Origin of the sequence: Reichenbachiella agariperforans, from assembly GCF_900142205.1 — a bacterium.
Classification (GTDB): domain Bacteria; phylum Bacteroidota; class Bacteroidia; order Cytophagales; family Cyclobacteriaceae; genus Reichenbachiella; species Reichenbachiella agariperforans.
Map to the genome: position 1 here is coordinate 1 of NZ_FRAA01000012.1, position 13,115 is coordinate 13,115.

6 protein-coding genes are annotated in these 13,115 nt (G+C 42.8%); 3 read left to right on the forward strand and 3 right to left on the reverse strand.

Features of this window, described 5'->3' with window-relative positions; all coding sequences use genetic code 11:
- On the reverse strand, positions 1–5,385 hold a 5,385-nt coding region (locus BUB99_RS19260), incomplete at its 3' end, for a hypothetical protein (protein ID WP_139281109.1).
- 1,189 nt (positions 5,386–6,574) lie between these two features.
- Between BUB99_RS19260 and BUB99_RS19265 the strand changes: the two genes are divergently transcribed.
- Complete coding sequence (locus BUB99_RS19265) at positions 6,575–8,557, forward strand: FGGY family carbohydrate kinase (protein ID WP_073125429.1); 1,983 nt, start codon at positions 6,575–6,577, stop codon at positions 8,555–8,557.
- Positions 8,558–8,672: 115 nt separating this feature from the next.
- On the opposite strand, the gene BUB99_RS19270 is transcribed toward BUB99_RS19265, so the two are convergent.
- Positions 8,673–9,728 (reverse strand): DUF748 domain-containing protein, encoded by a 1,056-nt coding sequence (locus tag BUB99_RS19270; RefSeq protein ID WP_084190676.1) that lies wholly within the window; start codon positions 9,726–9,728, stop codon positions 8,673–8,675.
- Between the two features lie 58 nt (positions 9,729–9,786).
- Between BUB99_RS19270 and BUB99_RS19275 the strand changes: the two genes are divergently transcribed.
- Together BUB99_RS19275 and BUB99_RS19280 are read left to right on the forward strand one after the other, a co-directional pair.
- Positions 9,787–10,692, forward strand: coding sequence for a YihY/virulence factor BrkB family protein (locus BUB99_RS19275; RefSeq protein WP_170863855.1), 906 nt, complete (start codon positions 9,787–9,789; stop codon positions 10,690–10,692).
- A gap of 212 nt (positions 10,693–10,904) precedes the next feature.
- The gene (locus BUB99_RS19280; protein WP_139281110.1) at positions 10,905–12,029 is read left to right on the forward strand and encodes a T9SS type A sorting domain-containing protein; all 1,125 of its coding nucleotides are present in this window, start codon (positions 10,905–10,907) and stop codon (positions 12,027–12,029) included.
- A gap of 5 nt (positions 12,030–12,034) precedes the next feature.
- Here BUB99_RS19280 and BUB99_RS19285 read toward each other — a convergent pair whose 3' ends face one another.
- Positions 12,035–13,114 (reverse strand): beta galactosidase jelly roll domain-containing protein, encoded by a 1,080-nt coding sequence (locus BUB99_RS19285; RefSeq protein ID WP_073125437.1) that lies wholly within the window; start codon positions 13,112–13,114, stop codon positions 12,035–12,037.
- Position 13,115: the final 1 nt, after the last annotated feature.

Genomic DNA, 13,115 nt, shown 5'->3' on the forward strand with positions numbered 1-13,115 from the left:
ACCGTTAAGCTCACTGGTCACAGTAGCAGTATAGTTACCAGGCTCAGATACGACAGTGATAGCCTCAGTAGCGATGATGTCACCGTTTTCATCAGTCCAAGAGAAAGATACATTGTCAGAAGTAGAGCTTGCTGAGAGTGTAACGCCACCATCCAGACAATTGATGAGTCCAATTGCTTCTGCTGTGATGTCAGGTACGTTAGTATCCTCATCAATTGTTATGCTAGCCGTTCCAGAACAGCTGCCAGTATTGGAAACTGTCAAAGTATATAAGCCAGGCTCTGTCGCTGATATGTCTTTTTCAGTAGACTCAAAATTATTAGGTCCTCGCCAGTAGTAGGTAGCGTCAGGATCTGAGGAACTTCCATTAATGAGTACTGAAGTGTTGATACAAGTTAGTAGTGGATCTCCCTCTATTACTGCAGTAGCCTCAATGCTGCCTTGCCCGATTCCGGTAACTGTAATGTTATCGTAATAATAAAACTCACTGTCTCCAGTGCTTTTTGTTCTGATTACAATCTGGACTGAAGTTCCATTTAATGTGCCAGACGAGACAGTGCTACTGGCAAATTGTCCATCCTTATCACCTTCTATAAAGAGCGTTTCAGGACCTTCATTGAGCTTATAATAAACTCTAATATAATCTTGTCCAGCATCCAGCGAGCCTTCTCCTGAAATGTCTACAGAAAGCACAATGTCTGAAGAGTTAGTAATATCAATCACTTCAGAGCTCCAAATACCTAATCCATCTTCTGAATCTATGCCAGAACCATGAGATACAAAGCGTTGATTTTCAACTCTCATATAGCCCGTAGAAATGCCAGAATCGTCTAATGACCATGCCGTAGCACCATCGTCATCGGTAACTCCATCTGCTAGGTCGTCAAAACTCTCTAACCATATTGTCTCCGAATCACCAGAGCCATAAGTTACAACAACTGACTCAGAAGAAGAACATTCATTGATAGGATCAATGACCGTCAGGGTGTAAGTTCCAACCGCATTTGCGACTGCATCCGAAGAATTGGATATGATGCCATTTTCGTCCGACCAACTGAAGCTAACATTTGGTGTGTTAGAAAGTCCTGACAAAGAAACAGTTGAATTAGAATAGCAACTTAAGGTTCCTTCTGCAGAGGCGGATATGTCAGGGGATTTAGTGTTTTCAGATACTATTGCAACTGCAGTTCCGGTGCAGCCAGCATCACTACTTACAGTCAAGGTGTAAGCGCCTGGAATACTAGCTGTTACATTTTGAGTGCTTGCTTGAAAATCATTTGGCCCACTCCAACTGTATGTGGCTGTTTCTAATGTAGGCCCTCCGAATATGTTAATTGACGAAGTGCCACAAGATAGTTCTCCATCCATGGAAGCAGTAGCTTCAATGCCTTCTGAAGCTGAACCTGTAACTTTAATATTGTCCAAATAATAAAGCTCGGTTTTATCAGAATTCTGAGCTTTTACGATTACCTGTAAAGTATTGCCGGTTAATCCATCTGATGTAACAGTAACAGAAGCCTCAGAATTGGTAGTGGAACCTAATCCTGAAAAATCTTCGAAAATCAAGGTTTCTGCTCCATTGTTTAATTTATAGTACACACGTAAGTAATCGCTGTCCTCGAAGGTGTCACTGGAAGTACTCGTAGCACTTCTTAGATCTACAGATATAGTTATATCACTTGCAGTCGAAATGTCAATAACCTCGGACAGCCATATACCTACATTAGTGTCGTCAAATGAGATCTTAAATTCACTTTCTTGTACTGAGAAAGTACCTGAACCTCCGCCTTGCAATGACCAAGAGGTTGACCCAGAATCATTGGTTGTTCCATTGGAAAGCCCACTGAAATCTTCTAACCAAAGGATTCCAGTCCCATTTGCAGCCGAGTTGATAACGACCTCAGTAGTCCCTGTACAGCCAGCGTTGCTGGTTATAGTCAGTGTGTAAGTTCCTGGATCACTAACGGTTACATTTTGTGTGTCAGCTTGAAAACTGTTTGGGCCACTCCAATTGTATGTAGCATCTGATAATGTAGGGGCTCCCATTATGTTGACGGAGGGATTACCACAAGAAAGTTCTCCGTCAACTGAAGCAGTAGCTATAATACTGCCAACCCCGTTTCCTGCGACAGTGATATTGTCAACATAATAAAACTCAGTATCACCTGTGCTTTTTGTTCTGATTACAATCTCTACCGTTCCACCACTTATGGAAGGAGATGAATGTGTACTGTTGGAAAAAGCATCGTCCTGATCACGTTCTGCGAAAAGTATCTCAGAACCTCCATCAAGCCTATAATATACCCTAATGTAATCTTCACCAGCATTCAATGTTCCTTCTCCTGCCAAGTCAAGCGATATGACAACATCCGATGCGGAAGAAATGTCGATTGCTTCAGAGCTCCATACTCCTTCACCTGAATCAGTATTTTCATCCGAAACATGAGCTACATACCTTTTTTCTCGTACTTCTAGATAACCTCCATTTATTGATGAGTCATCCGTTGCCCATGCAGTGGTGCCAGTATCATTGGTTGATCCATCTGTTAGGTCATTGAAATCTTCAAGCCAAAGTACTGATGCTCCATTGATAACGGAGTTGACAACAACCTGAGCTGTACCTGTACAACCGGAATCATTGGTTATAGTCAGTGTGTAAGTTCCCGAATCGCTGACTGTTACATTTTGTGTGTCGGCTTGAAAATTGTTTGGACCACTCCAGCTGTATGTACCTCCCGTTAATGTAGGGCCGCCTGTGATATCAACTGAACTATTGCTACAAGAAAGTTCTTCATTTACTGATGCGGTGACGTCAATGCTCTCTTGAACCGTACCAGTTACTGTAACGTTATCGAAAGAGTATTTTTCATCACTACTAGAGTTTTTAGCTTTTACGATTATCTGAATCGTATTGGCTGTCAATGGATCTGACGTGACAGTTATAGAAGCCACACCACTCGTTGTAGAACCTAAACCAGCTAAATCTTCATACATAAGGATTTCTGATCCATTGTCCAATTTGTAATAGACCTGGATGTAATCCGAGTCTTCAAAGCCATCCCCGGTGGACTCCTCACTTTTTAAGTTAATTGAAAATATAACATCGCTTACTGATGCAATATCGATTTCTTCAGAAACCCATGTTCCATTATTCGTGTCATCGAATGAGAACAAAAACTCATTCTCTTGTACAGAGAATGTTCCGTTACCTCCATTTTGCAAGGACCAAGCGGTTGATCCAGTGTCAGATGTTGTTCCATTGGAAAGATTACTAAAGTCTTCTAGCCAAAGAGTTTCCGAAGTTTCAGTGCTACTTGCTACCTCGACAGTGCTTGTTGTTGTTTCGGATCCTCTAGTGACTATTATCTGATAAGTCCCTATTGCATGTACTTGCGGACTCTTGTCTGTGGACGTGAAATTGGGACCTGACCATTCATAATTTACGTCGGTGTAATTGGCGTCTACATTGAGTGTTACCGTCGGGTTTGAACACGATATGCTGCCTCCTGTAATACTGGTGATTTGTAAAGCAGTTTCAGCAGCAGCAGTTACGAACATGTTGTCTATGATAAACCGTTCATTTTCGGAGGTGTTTTTTGTTTCGACAATCAGTTGTAATGTATTACCAGATAGGTTTTTAGAAAAAGTCTCAAAATATGGTGTATCACCCCATATTTCACCTACGAGTACTTTGCTTGCTCCGTTCAAACTATAGTAGAACTTTGCATAATCCTCGTCGCTTTCCATCGCACCGTAACCAAACAAATCTGCAGAGATGTCTACAGAGGGGTAGGAAGATATGTCAATGGTATTACTTTTCCAAACAGCATTGCCATTGACATATCTAGCCAGTAATCTATCCTGTCTGATTTCAAAATAGCCATTGGTTCCAATCGTGACATTTGAAATATCCAGAGACCACAGACTACTATTGGTCGTTTGATCACTTATCCCATTGAAAGTTTCACTGTACACTAAATTGTTTGGTAATTCACCTTGGTCTGCAGTGACGAACACATTGTCAAAATCATAGATTTCATCACTGTTATCATTGTATATTTCAATGATAATTTCTAATGTTTCTCCAGAAAGACCTGAAGCGGATGCTGTAATTGCAGAGAAAGAGCCTATTTGATTTCCATTTGTCAATATGGTTTTAGAGCCACCATCTATTTTGTAGTATGCTCTAATATAATCTTCATTGTCTTCTAGGCTACCTGCTGATTGCAGGTCTATTGTGATACCTACATTTTCATAATACTTTATGTTAATAGCTTCTGATTTCCACTCAACATTACCATTGACATTATTGGCTCTATACTTTAGGTTTTGAACACTAAAAACACCATCCTCATTTGTGCTTTCCCAGCCAGCTTGTCCTGCGTGAAGATTTAATCCATTGGGGAGATTGTTAAAATCTTCGTACCAGATAGTATTAGAAGTTACCAATGGTGTGTCTGAACTCAGAAATATGTTATCTATTACATGTCGTTCATCAGAAGCGGTGTTCTTGGTTTCTACAATTAACTCTACCGTATTCCCAGAAATAGTTGTCGAAAAAGTTTCAAAATGAGGTGTGCTACCCCATATTTCTCCTACCAGAACTTTACTGCCTCCATTAAGGCTATAGTAGAATTTAGCATAGTCTATGTCGCTTTCCATCGCTCCATAACCAAACAGGTCCGCGGAAATATCTACTGAAGAATAGCCCGAAATATCTACTGGATTACTTTTCCAGATTACTTTTCCTTTTACATCTCTGGCTAACAGTCTGTCTTGTCTAACATCAAAATATCCTACATCGCCAATGGTAGTGTTTGAAACATCTAGAGACCATTGATTGCTAGTGTTTGTTTGATACCCTAATCCATTATATGTTTCGTTGTAGATTAAGTTATTAGGAAGCGAACCCTGATTAGCTGTTACTACTACATTATCGAAATAAATGAATTCTTCACTATTATCATTGAAGATTTCAATGATAATTTCTAGTGTTTCTCCAGATAGTCCCGAAACGGTCGCCGTAGTAGCGGAGAATGATCCCACTTGAGAACCATTGTTTAATAGCGTTTTTGAACCACCATCCAATATGTAATATACATTTATATAATCCTCGTTGCTTTCTAGAGCTCCTGCAGAATGTAGGTCTATTGAAATCCCAACATTCTGGTAGTGTTTTATATTGATTGATTCAGACCTCCATTGTACCTGCGTATCGACATTATTGGCGCTATAGCGGTAGTTATAGACGCCAAAAAGTTGGTTGTCACCAGAGCTTGCCCAACCCGCTTCTCCAGCATGTAGATTTACAGCATCGGGAAGGTTATTGAAGTCCTCATACCATATTACGTCACCTGCCTGAGCAAAAACCAAAGGACTTGCCAAGTTTCCTAAAAGGAGCGATAGAAGAATTGCTTTTAATCCGTAGGGATGAAAGAAACTTTGTCTACTGAAAGTAGGTCTAATAATAGTTTTGAAAGTGGCTAATAAAAAAGTAATAGGTTCAATAGGCTCCGTTTTTTGGAGTTTAGCTTTACTGAAAATCTCGCACAACAAGTGCCCATTAAGAAATATTACATTTTGCACTACTGTATTTAACAGCATGGGCAAAAGGGAATATTTTTTTAATCGTTTTAAGTAATAAGAAATCATGTTTTGTATTATTTGTTTGAACTCATGTATCGTGGGGATAATACAGATGGGCACAAACAGCTAGTAGAGCATCTATTTGATGCTCTACTAGCAGAATCTGGATTTCATGTGTTTTTCATCCATTATGGGTTTAATTAGATATAAGGGAGAAAAGATTGAATCAATTGTATGTAAAAGATTGATTTGTATGTAGGAATTTTTAAGGGATTTTACTGGGAATGTAAATTTTTCATGCTTAGTTGTATTTTTCTGATATGTAACGGTTTCAGTGTTTTTTCTTATGTCGAAATATGGGATGGAGAATAATATAGTTGTGTGATCTCTTACTGTATATCGATGTGCGTTAATGGAAAGACAAGTAAATTCTTCGAATAGAGAGACAGCAGTACGTTTGCTTATGCTCAAAAACAAAAGGAACATGGGTACTACCCCAAAAAGTAGAGATATATAAATGTACAGTCTGATTAATATCAGATGTAAGTAATATTTTAAGGGCTTCATTGTATTCTTCTAATAGCTGGTTAGAGATAATGAGAGTCGCTAGTGTCGCCAAAGCGTCATGAACATATATTAATGGCAAACATAGATAAAAAGTAACCAGGATTTTGGGTAATTATTTTTTAAATATTGGTATAAGACCTTTGGCTATTTCCTATCCTTGAGTAAATCATCATATCAGATATTATAGTCGTGGTGACTTTTGGTTGATTAGAGGTGCTACGGCCCTGTTTTTTAAAGGCTTTTGACTTAGTTATTGGGCTAAGTTTATTAATTGACGTATATTTGGCGTAGTTTGGAGAAGGAGGTTAGTACAGTCCTATTCAAATAGGAAAGGGATAAAAGTATGGTGGTGTCATCAATGTTTTTGCCTCTAGGTCAGAGGCTTTTTCCACTTTCAAGAGAATATTATTGAGCTAGAAAGATGTATTTACTAGGGTACGAAATAGGCAGTACGACGATTAAAGTAGCTCTGATTCGTTCAGAGGACAACAAGGTCATCGGAGTAGGACAATATCCAGAGCATGATTCGACGATACTGTCGCGCCATAGCGGATGGGCAGAGCAGCATCCTGAGTCTTGGTGGCAGGATCTCTGCACCGCCACCCGAAATATCCTGTCACAAAATCAAATCAATCCACGAGATATCGGCGGGATAGGGATCGCCTATCAGATGCATGGTCTCGTTCTCATCGATGAAAACAAGAAAGTATTGCGCCCTTCCATTATCTGGAGCGACAGCCGTGCCGTGACGATAGGTAAGAAGGCTTTCAAAGACCTAGGAGAGAAAGAATGTCTAGAGAATTTTCTCAATTCACCCGGCAACTTCACCGCATCCAAACTGCGCTGGGTCAGAGACAATGAACCAGATATCTATGATCGCATCGATAAGATCATGTTGCCGGGAGACTACATCGCCATGAAATTCACTGGAGCAGTGCAGACGACTATTTCTGGTCTGTCAGAGGCCATTCTTTGGGATTTCAAAAAGAAGAAAATAGCCAAACAAGTACTGGACTACTATGAGATTAGTGAGGACTTGATCCCAGAGATCGTCCCTACTTTTGCGATGCAGGGGACAGTGACCGCCGAGGCAGCAGAGAGGAGTGGACTGGTGTCTGGTATCCCTGTGACCTATCGGGCAGGAGATCAGCCCAACAACGCGCTATCGCTGAATGTACTCAATCCCGGAGAGATCGCTGCGACCAGCGCTGAATCAGGGGTCGTCTATGGAATCGTCGATCGACCCAAATATGACGTGCGTTCGCGAGTCAACCCTTTTGCTCATGTCAACTACGAGGACAACTACGACCGCATCGGTGTACTGCTCTGCCTCAATGGCGCAGGGACGCAATACGGCTGGATGAAAAGTCAGATTGCGCTTAGTGGGCGCCACTATGACGACATGGAGCGAATGGCCTCTACCGTACCGATCGGGTCGGATGAGCTGTGTATTTTGCCTTTTGGGAATGGTGCCGAGCGGATGCTGGACGAGAAGAGTATCAACTCCCACATTATGAATCTGGAGTTTAGCCGACACTCTAGGGGACACCTCTACCGTGCGGCACTGGAGGGCGTTGCATTTTCGTTTGTCTATGGAGTCAACCTGCTCAAAGAGCTGGGGCTGGAGGTGGATGTACTTCGGGTGACCAATGACAACATGTTTCAGTCCGAGGTATTCTCGATGACGATTGCTACGTTGCTGGACTGTCATATCGAGGTGGTAGATACCACGGGGGCTATCGGTGCAGCACGTGCTGCAGGAGTCGCCAATGGCGTGTACTCTTCCTTAGAGGATGCTTTGTCACACGTCACGCCTAGCATCATCCACGAGCCACGGCTCAACCAGTCTCGGTGCAACCAGGCCTATAGCTTGTGGCTGTCTCATCTGGACAAGGCCTTGTTTGACATCCCTTCCAAAGCCAATAGACCCGAGGTACTTCGCGCCAAGAACGATACACTCAAAGCGACGATAGAGGAAAAGAACAAAGAACTGGCAGCCTCTGCCATGCAGCTGCACAACAAGGACGAATTTTTGATGGAGATCAAAAGCACACTCAAGGAAGTAGGGGAGGTAGCATCCTTAGACGATCAGAAGAAAGTCCTACAGCGGCTGATCACCAAGATCGAAAGCAAAACGGACAGCGACAAGGACTGGGAGAGCTTCGAAGATCAGTTTAACCTCCTGCACTCGGACTTCTTCAAAAAGCTCAAGAGCGACTTCCCAAAACTGTCGGTACCCGAAGCGAAGCTCTGCATGCTGCTAAAGATGAAGCTGTCCACCAAAGAGATCGCTAACCAACTCAATCTCTCCGTCCGAGGCGTAGAGACACGTCGCTACCGCCTGCGCAAAAAACTGCAAATCAACAAAGAACTGGATCTAGAAGAGTTTTTGGATAGGGTGTGATGATAGGAGAGAAATAAGTGTGACTGTTCCTCTTATTGAGTTGTTGTGGGTAGACAAGGGGGGGGGCAAAACAGTCTGTCTGAGGGGTCTATATTTAGTAACCCAATGTGATTCTTTACTCTTTAGGGACATCTTTGAAATCTACGGTGTTTTCGATTTCCTTGTCAAAGGCCTCTATAAAGCCATTTTTGAACAGGTTTGTGATGATGTCTAGTACATCGGTATCTACGTTGCTGACGTCTCCTGATAGTGTTACTTTGGTGGCGGTTTGATCTTTCTTCTGGTTTTCGGTTAGTTCGGTGATGCCTCCAATGAAGGCTTGCCAGAGGGTGTTGAGCGTACCTTTGTCTTCGTTCATATCCAAGATTTTAACATGCTCTAAGACCGGTTTGATGTAGCCTTTGATTTTGCCATCCCGCATGGCATACTCTCCGATAATCGCGAAATACCCTTTCTCAAAATCGAAAGACGCATAGGCTTTGGTGAAATCGTTGGTCTCGGTCAGGTCGATGGATTCTAGCTTGTAACTGAGATCCATGTCTGGCATCTTTTTGATGATGTTGAGATTGCCACTGATGCGAGCTTTGCCACTGTCAAAGATGTTGGCACTAGTGGTGAGTGATGAGGGGAGTTGTTCGGTGTTGTCGGTGGCATTGGTTAGGTTGGTGGCTATGAGATCCCAGTTGGTGATGGATAAGTTGACAGGAGGAGAACTGGTTTTGTTCTCGAAGTTCAGACTACCGTTTTTGATCTCAAACCGGTTGATTCGAACGGGGATCATATCGAGTATGGGCTGTGTCCAGTCGGCATCACCGGCCTGCTGCTCACTTTCTTTCTCCCCATCATTGAAGTTGAGCTTTGGGTCTTGTAAGAAGATCTCTCCTACGATGGCGCCATCGAATAGCGCTGACCACTCGATAGAGATATCGGTGAGGGGTAGGTTGACGAAAGGTTCTTCTACTTCGTTGGTGGTGATGAATACCTCCAAGCTGTCTATCATGAGCGAACCACGATAGAGTATGAGATCTATGTCAGAGATGTTGCACCGATACTGTGGGAGTTGATTGATGCCCTTTTCGAATTGATTTTTGATGATGAAAGGGAGTGAAAGCCTCAATCCTATCACCAGAATGGCAAAGCAGATCAGGATGGTTTTCTTATGTTTTAGCATGTCTTGCGTTTTTGGTGGAATGATTTATGACGTACTTAGCCAAAAAGCATTCCATCTTATGAAAAAGATTTTTTTCGCAATCCGAACCGTCCTAGTAGATACGATCAAAGCCAGCGGTGAACACAATCTGATGAACTCCGCAGCAGCGATTGCTTTTTATGCGATCTTTTCTTTGCCGGGTCTTCTGATTGCAGTAGTGCTATCTGCGGGGGTGTTTTTCGGAGAGGAGGCCGTCCGTGGTGAACTCTCAGGACAGATCTCTGATTTCGTAGGGAAATCGGCAGCAGATACCATCGAGCAGATTCTCAAAAATATAGAACTGGATCCGAGCAAGGGGATACAATCTGTGGTAGGTATAGGGGTGCTGTTTTTCTCCGCGACGACCATTTTTATGTCCTTGCAATCTGCGCTAAATACCCTCTGGGGTGTCAGAAGTGCAGGAAAACGCGCGTTGAAGGAATTTGCCTTGAACCGTACGCTTTCGTTTGGGATGATCATCGCATTGGGTTTTGTACTGATCTTTTCACTGCTGATGGATACACTGTTGACCGTGTTTTTGAAACCTATCAATCAATACTTGCAGGGGTTCGATACGGTGGTTTTGGAGTTGGCGAATGGGTTATTCTCTTTTGTAAGTGTGGTGTTTATTGTCACGATTTTGTTCAAATTTTTACCAGACGTACGCTTGCAATGGAAGAACGTCGCAATGGGTGCATTGATCACTTCAGGGATGCTGGTATTGGGAAGGTTCCTCATCGGGATATACATGAGCCAAAGCAATTTTGGGCAAACGTATGCAGCAGCCAGCTCTGTGGTGATTTTGCTCGTTTGGGTATTTTATTCCACAGTCGTGTTGCTCTTTGGGGCAGAACTCACCCGTTCGATTTTGAATTTTCGAGGGTACACCATACGTCCCAGTAGTGGTGCCAAGAAGGTGGAACTGCGCGAAGTGGAGCTGGATTAGAGAGTCGTGTCAGCTCTTTTAGTGGGGATTACAGTGCTATGTGTTTGTTTTCAGTGTTTTAAGTGATAAAAACATGGCTTTTGCGTGGTTAATAAGAATTATTTCATATACCTTGTAAGTAGTTGATTATTATGTATTTAAGTGTATTTGTGAATGCGTGCCTGGATTAGGTCTTATTCTAACCATACTTGTTAATTAAAAATAATCATACAATGAAAAGGGTAGTTTTGTTGGTTTCTGTATTATGCATCATGTCGGGTTTATATGAGACCCTCGCTCAGACCAGTGTAGCGGATGGTAACTGGGCAGTCGGCGCTACGTGGACGGGGGGCACATCCCCTGGATATACTGTAGGGAGTAATATTACAATTAATTCTTATGTGATCTCAGATGAAACAGTAACCCTAACAGGGAATAATAAAACACTCTCGGTAAATGATACCTTGATTATACATGGTGATTTGATTTTTACTGCCAATAGTGGTGCTGCGATCAATATCGGACCTAATAATGTATTGATTATTATGGGAAACCTTGATTTAGGTAAGAATAATGCTGGGGCAAATATTGAAGCAGGAGGAGTCTTGGTGGTCAAAGGGAATATTACTGCATCAGGTGTGAATGGTGAATTTACTGGAGATGGAAATGTATACACTGATGGCACTACTGACGGAGTTACCAATAATGGTTCTCAACCCGTAGCGATTATAGAGGACATGAGTGATGACAGTTATGATAGCATACAAAAGTATGTTGAAAATGATGGAAGAGATCCGTTGCCTGTGGACCTACTCTATTTCGATGTGGTTTGGGAGACTCAGTCTTATTCTGCTCGTTTAAAGTGGGAGACTTCTTCAGAGACGAACAATTCTCATTTTGTAGTAGAGCGATCAGACGATGGCGTTTTATTCGAAGAAATTGTTCAAATCGACGGTCAAGGAACTATCAACACCACACATGAATATGAATATGTAGATCAATCTCCACGAGGAGATGTAAGTTATTACAGATTGAAACAAGTCGATTTTGATGGAGCATACGAATACTTCGATGTGAAGCGTATTACTACTGGTGATGTTTTTTCTAAAGCCAATGTCGTGCTTTACCCTTCTACTGTGACGCGAGGTGTGGTTCAGTTGAAGTCTGGGAGTGGTTTAGACATCCATTCGATGAAGGTATATAGTATTAGTGGAGTAGCTCATGGAGAGCCTCGTTATGAGCAGGCCAGTGCGAAAAATGTGCGCGTGGATTTGAGTGATCTTCGTTCGGGTAGCTATATTCTCTTGGTTACTTCAGCAGATGCTACAGCATACTCTTTAAGGTTCGTCGTTCGCTAAAACGGTCACCGCTCTTCCACGATCCCAATAGGGCCTTTGTAGATGCCGCCATAGTAGCCAAGATCACGCACTTGTACGGATAGGACATTGGACTGGTCTTGCTTGAGTAGGCCTTTGGGGATTTTGTAGAGACGGATTTGATCATAGGATTGGCTCTCTCCGAAATTTTTCCCATCAGCAGTTACGCCGATACGGTGGCCATTGAGATAGGTGATGTCATAGTCGTCTATCTTGCCGAGGAGTAGGTAGTATGTTTTGTTCTCTTTGGGGATGAAGCTAAGCTCGAAGTGTCTACGGTACCATGCCACACCATCGAATGATCGGTAACCTTGATTGTCCCATAGTGACGGTACCCAGATGTCATCCCACCCTGAGTCATCGTAGTTAGGATCAGAGGCATTTTTTTTGTCCCATCGGGTAAACTTCCATTGTCCCATCAGGTCCTGTACTAGATTTTCGCTATTGAAATCTGCATACACGCCTATTTTTCCACTGACGATCCCTCCATCGAGGACTTCATCATAGACGCGTACCGCGATGGTGTTTTCGCCTCCAAAGTCTATGCTTTCATTGGGGATCAAATAGCGTCTGTTGGTAGTGTAGGCCGTTCGGAATTTTGGAGCAAAGCGTCCATTTTTTCCGATCATACGACCGTTGAAGAAGCATTCGTCGGCATCATCTATATTGCCGAGGACGAGGTAGTGCGTCTGTTTGGGATTGAGCAGTCGTCCATCGAAACTAGTCCTGTACCAGGCGATCCCGTCATAGCCATTGAACCCTTCGTTTTCCCATCTGGAGGGAACTTTGATGTTTTCCCAGTTTTGGTCTTGATAAGTAGGGGTTGCCCAGAGGGCATTGTCACCGATATTGAATTTCCAGTCTCTGGCTAGATCTACTTTGAGCAACAGGTTGTCGGTATTGGCCGGGCTAAAGGGCTGGTCGTTGTTGTTGATTTCGAGTTCTTCGTAGAGCCATTCCATAAGCCACTGCAGGCCACTGTTGTCTTGTTCTTGTGCAGAGACAGGAGTCGTGTGTCCCGCGACAAGTAGGAGAAGTGTTCCAGTGATTTTGATGAGCCTGTCCAAG